Source organism: Tamaricihabitans halophyticus (assembly GCF_004340875.1).
GTDB lineage: Bacteria > Actinomycetota > Actinomycetes > Mycobacteriales > Pseudonocardiaceae > Tamaricihabitans > Tamaricihabitans halophyticus.
The window spans coordinates 70,366-86,098 of sequence record NZ_SLXQ01000007.1 but is presented as its reverse complement, the minus strand read 5'-3'; the positions used below and the strand labels follow the sequence as shown (position 1 = coordinate 86,098).

The following is a 15,733-nucleotide window of genomic DNA, read 5'->3' as shown; positions in this document are numbered from 1 at the left end:
AGTCGAATCCGGCGCCGAGCGGTTGGGGGTAATCACGGGTTTGCTCGGGCACGCCTCAGTCCTCCAGCTGACCTTCCAGGTCGAGGTAGATCGCCCGCAGATCGTCCAAAGTCGCGGCGGCTGGTTCGGACCACAACCCTCGTTCGGCGGCTTCGAGGAGTCGTTCGGTGATACCGCGAAGTGCCCACGGATTGGCGTCGCGCAGGAATCGCTGCACCTGCTCGTCGAAAACATAGGAATCGGCGAGTTTGCCGTACATCCAGTCATCAACGACGCCCGCGGTGGCATCGAACCCGAACAGGTAGTCCACGGTCGCGGCTAGTTCGAATGCGCCCTTGTAGCCGTGTCGCTGCATCGCGGCGATCCAGCGGGGGTTGACCACCCTGGCGCGGAAGACCCGTTTGGTCTCTTCGCCGAGAGTTCGGGTTCGTACCGCGTGTGGCACGGCCGAGTCACCGACATACGCCGAGGGGTTCGTGCCGGTCAGCTGACGCACCATCGCGACCATCCCGCCGTGGTACTGGAAATAGTCGTCCGAGTCGGCGATGTCGTGCTCTCTGGTGTCCACGTTCTTCGCGGCCACCTGGATTCGGCGGAAAGCGGTCTCCATATCCGCCCGCGCGGAAACGCCGTCAAGCCCCTTGCCGTAGGCGAAGCCGCCCCAGGTGGCATACACCTCAGCGAGGTCACCATCGGTGCGCCAGTTCCGCGCATCGATCAGCGGAAGTAGCCCCGCGCCGTACGCGCCCGGTTTGGAGCCGAAGATCCGGGTGGTCGCGCGGCGCTCGTCGCCGTGTTCGGTGAGGTCGGCTCGATAGTGCGCGGCTACGAAGTTGTCCGCGTCTTCCTCGGGGAGTTTCGCGACCGTGTCGATCGCACTGTCCAATAGCGCCACCACGTGTGGAAATGCGTCACGGAAGAAGCCGGATATCCGCACCACCACGTCGACCCTCGGGCGACCAAGTTCGGTCAACGGAACTACTTCGAAACCGGTCACCCTGCGCGAGGCCGCGTCCCAGGTCGGCCGGGTACCGAGGAGCCACATCAGCTCCGAGATATCGTCGCCCTGGGTTCGCATCGCCGAGGTACCCCAGACCGTGAGCCCGACACTGCGCGGCCAGTCACCGGTGTCTTCGCGGTGCCGGTGCAGCAGCGAGTCCGCCAGTGCGCTGCCCACGTCGAAGGAGTTCCTGGACGGGATTGCCTTCGGGTCTACCGAGTAGAAGTTCCGCCCGGTTGGGAGCACGGAAACCAAACCACGGGTTGGTGAGCCGGACGGCCCTGGTGGCACGAAGCCACCGTCCAATGCGTGTACGACGTTACCTACTTCATCGGTGGTCCTCGCCAACCGGGGGACCACCTCCGCGCAAGCGAACCGCAACACCTTCCCGACGGCGGGCACAGGCATGCCCAGACGCTTGGCCACTACGTCGTCCACCGTGGTCATATCCCAGCCGCCGACTTCGAGCGCCTCGACCAGATCTCTAGCGATCGCCTCGAGCAGATCGACAATGTCGGCACCAGTTCGTGCCGGGCCGTCCACCAACGCCGTCAGTGCGGTCGGCGCGGAAACGACCGCGCCAGGCTCGGCGAGCAGCACGTCCTCGTCCAGACCGACATGGCCGGCCAGCGCGGCGCGCAAACCGGGCAACGCGTCGACAGTGCCGCCGAAGACCTGCCGGGCGCGCAGCACGGCGAGTACGTCGTTGACCAGCTCGGCACCCGCCGGGGCGCGACCGAGAATGTGCAGCCCATCGCGAATCTGCACATCCTTGACCTCGCACAGGTAACCGTCAATATGCATCACGAAGTCGTCGAAATCCTCGGCGGCCGGCTGTTCCTCGGTATGCAGATCCCGGTGCAGCTCCGCGCTCGTCACCAACTCCCAGATCTGCGCTCGCAGGGTTGGCAACTTGGCCGGGTCGAGCTCCTGCACCATTGCGTACTCGTCAAGCAGTTGCTCGAGCTTGGCCATCTCGCCATAGGTATCCGCGCGCGCCATCGGGGGAATCATGTGGTCCACGACCACGGCGTGCCCCCTGCGTTTGGCCTGTGTTCCCTCGCCCGGGTCGTTCACGATGAACGGGTAGATCAGCGGCAGGTCACCGAGTACCGCGTCTGGCGCGTCATCGGCCGCAAGTCCGACGCCCTTGCCGGGCAGCCACTCGAGCGTGCCGTGTTTACCGAGGTGGATCACCGCATGCGCGCCGAACTCGGTGTCCAGCCACCGATAGGCGGCGAGGTACTGGTGGGACGGCGGCAGATCGGGATCGTGATAGATCGCGATCGGGTTCTCGCCGAATCCGCGTGGCGGTTGAATCAGCAGAACCACGTTGCCGAATCGCAGCGCGGCCACGTAAATCTGTCCATCTTGGACATACAGTTCGCCGGGTGGATCTCCCCAGTGTTCCCGGATCGACGCGCCGAGGGATTCCGGCAGAGCTTCGAACCAATCGCGATACCGTTCCTGGTCGATCCGCACCTCCGCGTGGCGCAGCTGCTCCTCGGTCAGCCATTCCACGTCCTGGCCCCCGGCCGCGATCAACCGGTGGATCAGTTCGTCGCTGTCCAGCCCGGTCGGGTCGAGAGTGCCGAGGTCATAGCCGGCTGCCGCCACCGCTTGCAGTAGCACGACGGCCGAGGCCGGCGTGTCCAGGCCAACCGCATTGCCGACTCGCGAATGCTTTGTCGGGTACGACGAGAGCACGACGGCGAGTTTGCGCTCGCGTGGCGGCGTCCGGCGCAGCGACGCGAGCCGGGTGGCGATACCGGCAAGGCGACTCGCCCGTTCCGGATCCGCGACGTACACCGGAATCTCCTCGGAATCCCGCTCTTTAAAGGAAAACGGCACGCCGATCAATCTGCCGTCGAACTCCGGAATAGCCACCTGCATCCCAGCATCCATCGGCGTCAGCGCCGCGTCGGAGGCTTGCCACTCCGCGCGAGACGAGGTCAGCACCATGCCCTGCACGATCGGAACGTCGAGTTCGGCGAGCAGTCCGGCGTCCCAGCTGTCCTCGTCCCCGCCGGCACTGGCGTCTGCTGCCACCGCGCCACCGGCGGCGAGCACCGTGGTGATCACCGAATCACACTGGCCAAGCAAAGCGCGCAGCTCGACGGCGCGTTCATCGGCGCCAGCCAGGCCACGGAGCGAACCGGAAAAGATGGGTAGCGCATTCCCGCCAGCCGCGTTGACCGCCTCGGCAAGCACATCGACGAATCCCGTATTGCCAGACAGCTCGTGCGCCCGATAGAAGACGATGCCGACCGTTGGCCGGCTGTCGTCCATGTCCGGTGCACCGTGCAATCCACAGAACGGCGTGGGCTGTGGCGGTGCGAAACCATACCCGGTCAACAGGATCGTGTCGGAAAGGAAACCCGCGAGTTCACGCAGGTTGATCGAGCCGCCTTCGACCAGATAGCTCAGTGCTTCCGCCGTCACGCCGGACGGTACGGTCGAGGCGGCCATCAGTTCGGCGTCCGGTGTCGACTCCCCACCCAGCAGCACCGTCGGAATGCCGCTGGCAAGTACCGCGGAAACCCCCTCGGACCAGGCCCGCAGCCCACCAAGTAGCCGAACAACAACCAGATCCTGGCCGTCCAGCAGCGCTGGAACATCGGCCGCGGACAGCCGTGCCGGATTACCCACCCGGTAGCCCGCGCCACTTTCCCGCGCGGCGAGCAGATCCGTGTCCGCAGTGGAAAGCAATACGATATTGGCGCGAAATTCGCTGGGCACACTCATCCGGCAGCCGTCCCTCCTTGGGGTCTCCCGCCCCAGGTCCTGGGATCGACGGCCGGAGTGTCCTGGCTCCCGGGTTAATGCCGTCACCCCGCCTTCCCGGACGCACGGACGTCCAGTGGCGTGTGGGGTACGACTCCCCGGTGACAGTGGCGGGACCGCCCCGGATTCACACCGGGTTCCTCCACTGCCGTCGACTTCTCGATGTCATGCTATCGACAACCGGGAACTCTATCGCGCTAGGCCGCCGTGCTGGGGCCGTCCCCGTCGCTCGGGTACCGGTATCACCGGTGTGGGTACCTGCGCCGAAACCCCCGGACCAGGCGGGAAAGCCTCCGGCCTTCCCGGCCGATCCATGGTTAGTGGCACTGCTCACGTTGGCGGGTAGCGTCGGGAAGCTCGCCGGCGCCGCGTCGGTAGTTCGGCTCGGTAACGCACCATCCGACGTTGTACGGCGAGCAGCGGCAGGTGTGGGACTCGCCCGTCTGCTGCCGCTGCCGCACCTCTCGACAAGAACGAGCTTGCTAGCTCGGCTCGCCTTCGACGGCGAGGTTCAGTCGCCGCGCCTCGCCTCCCGGCATGGCCACGAAGCGATCCTGCTCCTCGTTCAGGATCAACAGCTGGGCACTCGCGATATCGAAGAACAAGCCGACGACCCGGATCGGCTGGCTCTCGGCTTCACCGCGCACGATCGGCAGTTGTGCCAGCATCCGAACCTGTGTCACGACGTTGACCATCGCCAACTGGTCCACTTCGGACCAGCCATCGGCCGCGGCGGCCGTGCTGACCGGATGTCCGGTGCGCATGGCTTCCAGGCTGGGTACGCCCCAGCGGAGCCAATCCCCGACCGGACCCTCCTGATCGCCCGCGCCCGCGATCAGCCCGCTCATCGCGCCACAGCCGGAATGGCCACAGACCAGGACCGTCGAAACGCCCAGCTGCTCCACGGCGAAATGCACCGGCGCGAGCACCGAGGCGCTTGCCGGCTCCGCCGGTGGCGGCACGAGGTTCCCGATGTTGCGAACCGTGAACAGGTCACCTGGCCCGCTGCTGGTGATGACATTGGGTACGACCCGGGAATCAGCGCAGGTAAGGAACAGCGCATGGGGGTTCTGCCCGTCGCGCAGATCGGAAAACATGTCCCGCATGAGCGGCGCCGACCTGCGGTGGTAGTCCCGTACGCCAGTCACCAGCGGGCGCAGCGCGGGCGGCAGTACCTCGAGCTCCTTGCCTCCGGTGGCCGCCTGCCAGCTCGACCACGGGGAGAACCACCTCGGTAGCACCCGGCCCAGTGGTTTCCGTGTGGCTGATTCGGCACCGGAGAAGGATGCCAACCCCACCTCGTCGACGAGCACGCTGCCGCCGGCGGCTTCGTGTTGCCGTTTCCATACGGTGAGATGCTCGTAGGCGGCATGGTCGAGGAAGTCGACGACAAGTTCCAACTCGACGAAACTACGCGCCGGCACCTTGCCAAGCACCCGGGAAAGCCGTGGGATCGACAGGAAGCTCAGCGTCCCTTCGACGACCACGATCCAGTGCTCGGGCGCGTCCGGATGGGTCCGTTCCGCTCGTTCGGCCCGTACCTGGGCCCAGACGACCCTGCGCAGCATCAGCAGCACGGAAAGGGCGAGACCGATCAGCACGCCTTCGAGCAAGTTCAGCGCAAGCACACCGAGCACGGTCGCGACATACACAAGGAATTCGCCGCCGGCCAGCGCGGTCTTGATGTCGGCAAGCTTGACCAACTGCATGCCGATGACGACAAGCAACCCGGCGAGCACCGCCATCGGAATCCGTTCGATCAGGTCGACCAGTAGGAGCGCGAAGGCAACCACCCATACGCCGTGCAAGATCGCGGAAGCCTTGGTCCGCGCGCCCGCGCGCACATTTGTCGCGCTGCGCACGATGACGCCGGTCACCGGCAGCCCGCCGAGCATGCCGGATACGGTGTTCGCGGCACCCTGGCCGACGAGTTCACGATCGAGGTTCGCCTTTTTTTCCGGCCGCATCTTGTCCACCGCGACGGCGGAGAGCAGGCTCTCCACGCTCGCGATGATGGTCATGGTGAAGACGCCGAGCAGCACCGCACCCCACGCGTTGCTCGGCAGCTCGGGCAGCGTGATCGCATCGAGCACCGAGCCAGGCAGCGCCACTCGATCAACGTTGGCGGACACCAGCTCCGCGACAAGGGTCACCCCGATCACCGCGACGAGCGGACCGGGAATCGCCCGGATCTTCGCGGGCATGCGTGGCCAGACAAGTAGGATCGCGATAACCGCGAGGCCGAGATACGCGGCCGTGCCGTGCAGATTCAGCAGCTGACTCGGCAGGTCGAGCACATTCTGGATGGGGTCGCTCTCCGCACTGCCGCCGAGCAGTACGTGTAGCTGGCCAAGCACAATCGTCAGCCCGATGCCGGCGAGCATCGCGTGCACCACGGTCGGCGAGATCGCCAGCGCGGCGCGGGCGACCCTGCTCATCCCGAGCAGGATCTGCAACAGTCCAGCCGCCACGGTGATCGCGCAGGTCACGGCCCAGCCGAACTGCTGAACCAAACCAGCAACGATGACGGTCAGGCCCGCTGCCGGGCCACTCACCTGCAGCGCCGAGCCACCGAGCGCGCCGGCGATGATCCCGCCGACCGCGGCCGCGATCAAACCGGCGGTTACCGGAGCTCCGGAAGCCACCGCGATGCCGAGCGATAGCGGAATCGCGACGAGGAAGACAACGAGAGATGCGGGTACGTCGTACCGCAGGTCTTGCGTAATCCAGCTCCTGGCACGCTCGCGCATGCCAGTTGGCGGAGATGCAGACGGGTTAGCCATAAGGGTCCTTTGTGGAAGCTATGGTCATTCGTGAGCGTTAAAGGCGGCGCGATGTCTGACACTCAGTGACTGAACGATGACACTCAGCGCCATGCCTGATGATCAACGCGCGAGTTCGGTAAACAAGTTCCCACCAATCTCGACTGTGATCACATTTCCCACCATGGAGTGATCATCTGACACACCTGTATCCGCTCCGTGTCCGCCGAGTTAACGATTCAACTCCATTGTGGACCGTCCAGAGTTCAAATATTTTCCGGAAGTTCACTAAGCTGATGGTTGCATTGAGGTCCGACCAATACGAAAACTGTTCACGTGATCGCGTCGTGCATCCTTCCCGCGACGCTGCCGCGCTAAAGTCGCCAGTTGCGCACGAACCGCCGGCGAGAAGCGCGCGGGCACTGAATGATCTGGGAGGAGGCCATGGACATCGCCCTGCTTTTCGCCTTCATGGCCACCGTGACGCTGCTCAGTATCGCCCCCGGGCCTGACCTGTTCTATGTACTGGCCAACGGACTTTCCGGCGGACCACGTGCCGGTGTCGTCGCCGCCTGCGGAATGTCGGCCGGGCTCGCCGTGCACACCGTCGCGGCCGCGCTGGGGTTGAGCGTGTTGCTGCACACCATGCCGGTGGCGATGGATATCGTCCGCCTGTTCGGGGTCGGCTTCCTGCTCTACCTCGCGATCGCCACCTGGCGCTCGTCAATGTCTACTGCGGACCCAACGCTCACCGCTCAGCCCGCCCGGTCGTTGCGCAAGGTTTTCGCGCTCGCGGTGCTGACCAACCTGGCCAACCCAAGGTTCTGTTCTTCTATCTGGCCTTCATCCCGCAGTTCACCAACATCAACGCGAGCTGGCCGATCAGCCTGCAGCTACTCACCCTCGGCGGGGTTTTCATCGCTATCGGCATAGCCGTGGACGCCACGGCGGGTTTCACCGCGGGCCGACTGTCCGATCTGCTCATCCGCCGACCGCAGGTACGGCGTTGGATCGACCGGCTCTGTGCGGCCGTGTTCGGCGGCCTCGCGATCCGCCTCGCCGTGGATGACGGCACCAACTGATCACGCGGCGCGCGATGGCGCGCCAGTGACATCGGGCCGGCGGAAGCCACGTCGAGGTCGACTAGACTCGCGCGAATGCCGCTTTCCGCGCGAATGCCCGAGCTCAGCGCCTTGGAGCTGCTGCTGAGCGTCGCCAGGCTGGGCAGCCTCGGGCAAGCCGCGAAGGAGCACGGAATCTCCCAGCCAGCCGCCGGCTCGCGCATCCGCTACCTCGAACGCCTCGTCGGCCTGTCCCTGATCGAACGTTCTCCGCGTGGCTCGCACCTCACCCCGGAGGGCGCCGTGGTCGCCGATTGGGCACGTGACGTGATTCGCGCGGCTTCCGCACTGGACACTGGCGTGGCAGCACTACGCGCGGAACGAAACAGCCGGATCCGGGTGGCTGCCAGTATGACCATCGCCGAGTACCTGGTGCCGTCCTGGCTTGTGGAACTACGCAGGAGACATCCGCAGGTCGCGGTGTCACTGCAGGTCGCGAACTCGGCGCAGGTCGCGCAGCTTGTGCTGGACGGCGAGGTGGACGTGGGTTTCGTGGAAGGCCCCAACCTTCCGGACGGGCTCTCTGCCCGCACGGTCGGCATCGACGAGCTGCGCGTGGTGGTCGCGCCGGGACACCCCTGGGCTCGGCGCCGCCGGCCGGTCAGCGCGGCCACACTTGCGAACACTTCGCTCGTACACCGCGAACCGGGCTCCGGCACCCGCTATACGCTTGAAGAGGTACTCGGCGCGCACGGCGAACTCGCCGCACCGTTGTTCGAGCTCTCCTCCACCGCAGCGATCAAGTCGGCCGTCGAGGCGGGCGCCGGCCCCGCGGTACTCAGCTCACTCGCGGTCGCCGAGGATCTTGCCGCACACCGGCTCGTCGGCGTCCCGGTCGAAGGAGTCGACCTACACCGCACCCTCCGGATGGTGTGGCCCACCGGCCGGCAGCCCACCGGGGCGCTACGGGACGTGATCGCCGTCGTGGGCGCCAGCGAAGCACCAACCACGGAGACGACTGGGTCCAAAGTCTGACTTTGGCATACCAAGACACGGCGATGCGGACAGGTTTCCGAATCCGGACCTACCGTACGAGTTATAGGAGCAGTTCGGGCGCCTTGCTCCGCGCTGCGGCGTACCGGATACGGGGAGGCAGCGCGCATGCGGCTTCGGTGGCTTCCGAGCCGAACGGCGCCGACCTGGCCCAGCCGCGGGGACCTGCTCGCTGGACCGAGCGTGGCACTGGTGCTGATACCGCAGTCGCTCGCCTACGCGGAGCTGGCCGGCGTCCCGCCGGAACGAGGACTGTTCACCGCGGCCGCGGCCCCCGCCATCGCGGCGATCGCCGGCTCGTCCAGGTATCTCCAATCCGGCCCAGTCGCGCTCACCAGCTTGCTCACCCTCGGCGCGCTCGCACCGTTGATGGCCACGGGAACCGCCGAGTACGCGGCACATGCCGCACTGCTGGCGATCCTGGTGGGCATCATCCGAGTGCTGCTTGGCCTGCTTCGCGGCGGGGCACTTTCGTATTTGATGTCCCAACCGGTGGTGGCCGGCTTTACCGTGGGCGCCGCGATGCTGATCGTCGCGTCTCAGTTGCCCACCCTGCTCGGGGTCTCGGCGGGCGCGGACAACCCGCTGGTCGGTGGCTGGCTTGCGATAACCGCTGTCGACCAATGGCAACTCGGACCGGTCCTGCTTGGGCTCAGTACGATCGCGATCCTGCTCGGCGGCCGTAAGTTGCACGCGTTGTTTCCCGGTGCACTGTTGGCCACCGTGGCGGGGGTCATACTCGGTGCGACCGGGTTCGGCGGCGCCCAGGTCGGCGCGATCTCCGGCGGCCTGCCACTGCCATCGCTGGACCTGCCGTGGGCCTCGGTTGGCGCCCTGCTGATACCCGCGGTGGTGATCGCGCTCGTCGGTTTCGCCGAGCCAGCGGCGATCGCCCGCCGTTACGCGGCGCAGGACGACGAACCGTGGAACGCCAACCGCGAGTTCGTCGGCCAGGGCGCGGCCAACCTTGCTTCCGGACTGCTTTCCGGCTACTCCGTCGGCGGATCGTTCTCCCGTACGGCACTGAACCGGCTTTCCGGCGCGACCAGCCGCTGGAGCGCCGTGTTCACCGGGCTCTGGGTGCTGGTTCTGCTGCCGCTCGCCCCACTGCTGAGCACCCTGCCCACCGCGGTGCTCGCCGGATTGGTGATCGCCGCCGCCATCTCACTCGTCGAGATTCGACCGTTCCGCGAGTACTGGCGATGGTCCCTCCCCCAGTTCGGCGTTGCCGTGCCGACGCTGATACTGACGCTGCTGCTTGCGCCACGGGTGGAGCTCGCGGTGCTCGTCGGCGTTGGGCTCGCGATCGCGGTGCATCTGTGGCGGGAGTTCCGCGTGGACATCGACAGCTGGCGTCGTGGCCAGGAGCTGCACATCCAACTACACGGCGTGCTGTATTTCGGCTCGGCACCCGAGGTAGAGCGCAAGCTGCGTGCCGCACTCGCGGCGCAACCCGATGCCGGTGAACTGGTACTGCACCTGGATCGGGTCGGCCGGCTGGACCTCACCGCGGTGCTCGTGCTGCGCAACGTCCTCGACCGGGTCGCGGGCGAAGGGATGCCCTGCCGTTTCGCCGGGATCGCGCCAAGCGCTGAGCGCCTCGTGCGCAAGGTGCTGCGGGACGACGCGACCGCCAGGTCGGTATCCCCGGGGTCGAACACCGCGGCCCCCGATACCGCGTCGACCTGATCAGTACGCAGCCAGCTCCCGTCCTGTCATGCGCCTCAGGAACGCACGAGTCTGGCAATCGCCGCCGAGGCCTCGCTCACCTTGGCGGCGGCCTCGTCGCCACCTTGAGCCGCGGCGTCCACCACACAGGTACCCAGGTGCTCGTCGAGTAGCTCGAGAGAGAACGACTGCAGCGCCTTGGTCGCGGCCGATACCTGCGTCAGGATGTCGATGCAGTACTTGTCCTGCTCAACCATCCGCTGCAGACCGCGGATCTGCCCCTCGATCCGCCGCAGTCGCTTCAGATAGGCTTCTCTGTCGTTGCCGTAGCCGGTCATGCGCCACCCTTTCGAAAACTCGCTTATCCAAGGGTACCGCAGCCCGCATCGAGGCCAGCGCCATCAACGGATGCTTATACCCCGTTTCCGTATATGCGACATCGCGCCAAAGCCGGCCGAGCCTCGGAGCTCGGCGACGCGGCCACCGTCGACCCGGTACTCCGCGCATCGCGCTTCGACACGACGCGGCGCGATCGGCGCCGAATGATCCGGCCGGCATACCATCCGAGAATGCTCCACCCAGGGTAATAATCGAACACACGACACGCCGGGCCCGCTCAGGTTGACGAGTTTGCGAAAAGGCGTGTAATGCCACGGGGCTCGGCGACGACATTACCTACGCGGCCCCGTTACAACGGGTGTTGGCGTTGACCCGACGATGGGCGCTGTCCGCTTGGCCGCTTCCAATCAGTGCGGCACATCGCCCTGCCGACAGCCAATCCGGAATCGAAACGCCGTACCTACCTGGCATTATGCCAACGGGGAGCGCCGGTCGACTTCGCCGGCGGCAACCACACCCGCGTCCTGGGAAACCGGCAATCGCGGCCGTCGCCCAGCAGGATTAAGCGCTTACCCCGTGCAACATCAATTTGGAGAATCCGCCCATCTTAGGTGGTCTCACATCAAAAATAAAGATCGATGAGTTCCACGTCACTCAGAAATACCATTCTTTACGAACTTGCAATCTGCGGAACTATCAATATTTCGTCATACTCTTGGTCCCGCACAGAGTTACCCATTGTTACGAAGTTTGACTCTTCTCCGTAAAGGCGATAAGAACTAATGGCGACTCGTTAGGCAGCACGGAACGCATGGACGAGGCCGCCAGAGCATCGCGGTGATTTTCGTGGCGGAACGCGCACCGGCGCGCGGCAGGCGGACCAATTCGGTGGTCCCGCCTGCGAGCACACGACCCGCGGCCCAGCGTCGGCCTGCACAATTAGGCAGGTCGACCAGGCGATCATGCGGCGGTACGAGGAAGCCACGCAAGGCTTGGAGAGGACACGATGAGCAATTCCAGCAAAGGCAGCTCCCGCACCGGAGCAACCGATGCGTCATCTCCTGAACCCGGCACCGGAGAGCAGGTAATCGCGGCCCATCCGAATCAAGAATTCGGCGATGACCCATTGGCGGTACGCGATACCGATCATTATACACATGAATACGTCAAGGGGTTCGTCGAGAAATGGGACGACCTCATTGACTGGAAGAAGCGCTACGAAAGCGAAGGGCGATTCTTCATAGATCTACTCAAATCGCGTGGCGTCAAGTCGGTACTCGACGCGGCCACCGGAACTGGCTTCCACTCGGTGCGGCTACTCGAGGAAGGCTTTGAGACGGTCAGCGTGGACGGCAGCGCCGACATGCTGGCCAAGGCGTTCGAGAACGGCCAGTCCTACGGCGGGCACATCCTACGGACCGTGCACGCCGACTGGCGGTGGCTCAACCGCGACGTGCACGGCGAGTACGACGCGATCATTTGCCTCGGCAACTCCTTCACTCACTTGTTCTCCGAGCGCGACCGCCGGAAAACACTTGCCGAGTTCTACGCCATGCTCAAGCACGACGGAATCCTGATCATCGATCAGCGCAACTACGATTCTATTCTCGACAACGGCTTCAGCACAAAACACACCTATTACTACTGCGGCGACGAAGTAACCGCCGAGCCAGAGTATCTGGACGACGGCCTCGCGCGATTCCGCTACAGTTTCCCGGACAAATCGCAGTATCACCTCAACATGTTCCCGCTGCGGAAAGACTACGTGCGCCGCCTTTTGCGGGAAGTCGGTTTCCAGCGAATCGACACTTACGGCGATTTCCAGGACAGCTACTCGGATGACGAGCCCGACTTCTTTGTCCATGTAGCCGAAAAGCACTATCGCACCGATCAAGAGTTCGCCGATACGTATTCGGTCGCCGTGCAGACCGCGCGGGAGTACTACAACTCCCACGACGCGGACAACTTCTACTTCTCCATCTGGGGTGGCGAGGACATCCACGTCGGCCTGTACGAAACGCCAAAAGAGGACATCAAGTCGGCGAGCAGGCGTACCGTCGAGACCATGGCCAGCAAGGTCACGATCACGCCGGACACCCGCGTTCTCGATGTCGGAGCGGGCTACGGCGGCGCGGCCAGGTATCTGGCCAAAACGTACGGTTGCAAGGTGACCTGCCTGAACCTCAGCGAAGTCGAGAACGACCGGAACCGGCAGATGTCCGCCCAACAGGGTTTGAGCGAGCTCATCGAGGTGGTCGACGGGTCGTTTGAGGACATTCCGCTGCAGGACAACAGCTTCGACGTGGTGTGGTCCCAGGACGCCTTCCTACACAGTGGCGACCGGGTTCGCGTTCTCGAAGAGGTCACCCGAGTGCTCTGTAGCGGTGGCGAACTCATCTTCACCGACCCGATGGCGGCAGACGGAGTTGGCAAGCAAGCGCTGCAGCCGATCCTGGATCGCCTGCATCTGGACAGCATGGGCTCCCCCGGTTTCTACCGGAAGGAGCTGAACCGGCTGGGCATGAAGACCGTCGACTTCGACGATCACACTCCGCAACTCCCGACCCACTACGGGCGAGTACTGGCCGAGACCGAGCAGCGAGAGCCAGAGATCAGCAAGCAGGTCAGTGACCAGTACCTGTCCAGGATGAAAACCGGCCTGCGAAACTGGGTCGATGGTGGCAACACCAACAATCTGGCCTGGGGTATCTTCCGCGCCCAGGCCTAAACATACGTCGCCAACTAGCGACGACCATACCAACTGTCCGATATACGACTAACTGTCCTAATACTACCGTCGACGTAAGGACGAACGTTGAGCTCGACAAGCCGTAGGTTGTTCACCAGCGAATCGGTGACCGAGGGTCACCCAGACAAGATGGCCGACGCGATCAGCGACTCCATCCTGGACGCGCTGCTCGAGCAGGATCCACGTTCCCGGGTGGCGGCGGAAACCCTCATCACGACCGGCCAAGTGCACATCGCTGGCGAGGTCACCACCGAGGCGTACGTGGATATGCCCGGTCTGGTCCGGCAGCGGATTCTGGACATCGGCTACGACTCCTCCGCGAAGGGCTTCGACGGCACCTCCTGCGGCGTCAACATCGCGATCGACGCCCAGTCGCCGGATATCGCGCAAGGTGTGGACACCGCACACGAGAAGCGGGTTGAGGGCGCGATCGACGAGATCGCCGCCCAGGGTGCGGGTGACCAGGGGCTGATGTTCGGCTACGCCTGCTCGGACACCCCCGAGCTGATGCCGCTGCCGATCGCGCTCGCCCACCGGTTGTCCCGCCGGCTGACCAAGGTCCGCAAGGACGGCGTGCTTCCCTACCTTCGACCGGACGGCAAGACGCAGGTCACCATCGAGTACGACGGCGAGAAAGCGGTCAAGCTCGACACGTTGGTGATCTCGACCCAGCACGCCGAGGGCATCGATCTGGACAAAATGCTCGCTCCGGACCTACGTGAGCATGTGATCAAGCCCGAGCTGACCGAGCTGTCCCTGGAGAGCGCCGAGACTCGGTTCTTGATCAACCCCACCGGCAGGTTCGTTGTCGGTGGCCCCATGGGTGACGCCGGGCTCACTGGCCGCAAGATCATTGTGGACACCTACGGCGGTATGGCCAGGCACGGTGGCGGCGCCTTCTCCGGCAAGGATCCGTCGAAGGTGGACCGTTCGGCCGCTTACGCCACCCGCTGGGTCGCCAAGAACGTCGTCGCTGCCGGGCTGGCCGAGCGGGTCGAGGTGCAGACCGCCTACGCGATCGGCAAGGCGGCCCCGGTTGGTCTGTTCGTGGAGACTTTCGGCACCGAGAAGGTCGATCCGGTCAAGATCCAGCAGGCCATCAACGAGGTCTTCGACCTGCGGCCAGCGGCGATCATTCGCGACCTCGACCTGCTGCACCCGATCTACGCGCCGACCGCGGCATATGGGCACTTCGGTCGGACCGATGTGGACCTGCCGTGGGAGCGGACCGATCGCGCCGACGCGCTCAAGGACGCGGCCAAGCTGTAACTTGACGTGCGGCGCACGTCATTGCTCGGTCTGACCACAACTTCCCAAGGTGGTGTTTTCAGCTATGCGAATCGCGGTCACCGGATCGATCGCGACCGACCATCTGATGGTGTTCCCCGGTAAGTTCACCGATCAGTTGGTTGCCGACCAGCTCGACAACGTCTCGCTGTCGTTCCTGGTCGATCGGCTCGATATTCGTCGAGGCGGCGTCGCCGCGAACATCTCGTTCGGGCTGGGCAGCCTTGGCCTCACGCCAGTTCTCGTCGGCGCCGTCGGTGCCGATTTCGACGACTACCGGTCCTGGCTGCAGCGACACGGTGTGGACACCAAGTCGGTGCACGTCTCCGACACGAAGCACACCGCGCGGTTCATGTGCACCACGGACGAGGCGCAGAACCAGATGGCGTCGTTCTACGCGGGCGCGATGAGCGAAGCACGGGATATCGAGCTGCTCCCCGTCGCTGAGCGACTGGGTGGACTTGATCTCGTACTGGTGGCGCCCAACGACCCGGAAGCGATGGTGCGGCACACGGAGGAATGTCGCCAGCGTGGCTACCCCTTCGCGGCGGATCCTTCACAGCAACTCGCCAGGATGCAGGGCGATGAGATCAAGAAGCTCGTCGATGGCGCCGCCTACCTGTTCACCAACGAGTACGAGACCGCGCTGCTGCGCAAGAGCACCGGCTGGACACACGAGGACATCCTCAGCCGAGTCGGTACCTGGGTGATGACCCACGGCGCCGAGGGTGTCCGCATCGAGGGACGGGACCAGGAGACGGTCAACATCAGCGCCGTTCCGGTCAAATCCGAGGCGGAGCCGACCGGAGTGGGCGATGCTTTCCGTGCTGGGTTCCTGTGGGGCCTGAGCTGCCGGCTCAGCCACGAGCGGGCGGCACAGGTCGGCTGTACCCTCGCGACCATCGTGTTGGAAACGGTGGGTACCCAGGAATACACACTGGACCGGGCTGGGTTCTCTGATCGTGTCGCGCGCACCTACGGTGAGGCCGCGGCCGCGGAGATCGAGCCGAAACTGCGGGTCTGAAGGAGC

General features: G+C 64.9%; 8 protein-coding genes, 1 pseudogene and 1 riboswitch. Of the genes and pseudogenes, 6 read left to right on the top strand and 3 right to left on the bottom strand.

The window, feature by feature from the left end:
* Nucleotides 1-55 precede the first annotated feature (55 nt).
* Together cobN and EV191_RS16920 are read right to left on the bottom strand one after the other, a co-directional pair.
* Nucleotides 56-3,745: a cobaltochelatase subunit CobN gene (cobN, locus tag EV191_RS16925; protein ID WP_132878053.1), complete on the bottom strand. Its 3,690-nt coding sequence runs from the start codon at nt 3,743-3,745 to the stop codon at nt 56-58.
* 33 nt (nt 3,746-3,778) lie between these two features.
* Nucleotides 3,779-3,984, bottom strand: a riboswitch (cobalamin riboswitch).
* Nucleotides 3,985-4,266: 282 nt separating this feature from the next.
* Nucleotides 4,267-6,567 carry a SulP family inorganic anion transporter gene (locus EV191_RS16920; RefSeq protein WP_132878052.1) on the bottom strand — a complete coding sequence of 767 codons (2,301 nt, stop codon included), beginning with the start codon at nt 6,565-6,567 and terminating at the stop codon, nt 4,267-4,269.
* A gap of 405 nt (nt 6,568-6,972) precedes the next feature.
* Between EV191_RS16920 and EV191_RS16915 the strand changes: the two are divergent.
* From EV191_RS16915 to EV191_RS16905, 3 genes and pseudogenes are all read left to right on the top strand, one after another.
* A pseudogene (locus EV191_RS16915) lies at nt 6,973-7,628 on the top strand (LysE family translocator).
* A gap of 75 nt (nt 7,629-7,703) precedes the next feature.
* Entirely contained in the window at nt 7,704-8,642 is a 939-nt protein-coding gene (locus EV191_RS16910) for a LysR family transcriptional regulator (RefSeq protein ID WP_132878051.1), read from the top strand.
* 126 nt (nt 8,643-8,768) lie between these two features.
* Nucleotides 8,769-10,349: a SulP family inorganic anion transporter gene (locus EV191_RS16905; protein WP_132878050.1), complete on the top strand. Its 1,581-nt coding sequence runs from the start codon at nt 8,769-8,771 to the stop codon at nt 10,347-10,349.
* Nucleotides 10,350-10,384: 35 nt separating this feature from the next.
* Here the strand turns inward: EV191_RS16905 and EV191_RS16900 are convergent, their stop codons facing one another.
* Nucleotides 10,385-10,666: a metal-sensitive transcriptional regulator gene (locus tag EV191_RS16900; protein WP_132878049.1), complete on the bottom strand. Its 282-nt coding sequence runs from the start codon at nt 10,664-10,666 to the stop codon at nt 10,385-10,387.
* A 1,007-nt stretch (nt 10,667-11,673) separates the two neighbouring features.
* On the opposite strand from EV191_RS16900, the gene EV191_RS16895 reads away from it, so the two are divergent.
* The 3 genes from EV191_RS16895 to EV191_RS16885 all read left to right on the top strand — a co-directional run bounded on the left by EV191_RS16895 (nt 11,674) and on the right by EV191_RS16885 (nt 15,727).
* Nucleotides 11,674-13,395, top strand: a complete 1,722-nt coding sequence (locus EV191_RS16895; protein WP_132878048.1) for a glycine/sarcosine N-methyltransferase — start codon at nt 11,674-11,676, stop codon at nt 13,393-13,395.
* An 87-nt stretch (nt 13,396-13,482) separates the two neighbouring features.
* Nucleotides 13,483-14,685: a methionine adenosyltransferase gene (metK, locus tag EV191_RS16890; RefSeq protein WP_132878047.1), complete on the top strand. Its 1,203-nt coding sequence runs from the start codon at nt 13,483-13,485 to the stop codon at nt 14,683-14,685.
* 64 nt (nt 14,686-14,749) lie between these two features.
* Nucleotides 14,750-15,727 (top strand): carbohydrate kinase family protein, encoded by a 978-nt coding sequence (locus EV191_RS16885; RefSeq protein ID WP_132878046.1) that lies wholly within the window; start codon nt 14,750-14,752, stop codon nt 15,725-15,727.
* Nucleotides 15,728-15,733: the final 6 nt, after the last annotated feature.

What these genes read in the sequence shown, in the direction of transcription:
- cobN (WP_132878053.1), bottom strand. Translation starts at nt 3,745, where the DNA reads ATGAGTGTGCCCAGCGAATTTCGCGCCAATATCGTATTGCTTTCCACT.
- EV191_RS16920 (WP_132878052.1), bottom strand. Translation starts at nt 6,567, where the DNA reads ATGGCTAACCCGTCTGCATCTCCGCCAACTGGCATGCGCGAGCGTGCC.
- EV191_RS16910 (WP_132878051.1), top strand. Translation starts at nt 7,704, where the DNA reads ATGCCGCTTTCCGCGCGAATGCCCGAGCTCAGCGCCTTGGAGCTGCTG.
- EV191_RS16905 (WP_132878050.1), top strand. Translation starts at nt 8,769, where the DNA reads ATGCGGCTTCGGTGGCTTCCGAGCCGAACGGCGCCGACCTGGCCCAGC.
- EV191_RS16900 (WP_132878049.1), bottom strand. Translation starts at nt 10,666, where the DNA reads ATGACCGGCTACGGCAACGACAGAGAAGCCTATCTGAAGCGACTGCGG.
- EV191_RS16895 (WP_132878048.1), top strand. Translation starts at nt 11,674, where the DNA reads ATGAGCAATTCCAGCAAAGGCAGCTCCCGCACCGGAGCAACCGATGCG.
- EV191_RS16885 (WP_132878046.1), top strand. Translation starts at nt 14,750, where the DNA reads ATGCGAATCGCGGTCACCGGATCGATCGCGACCGACCATCTGATGGTG.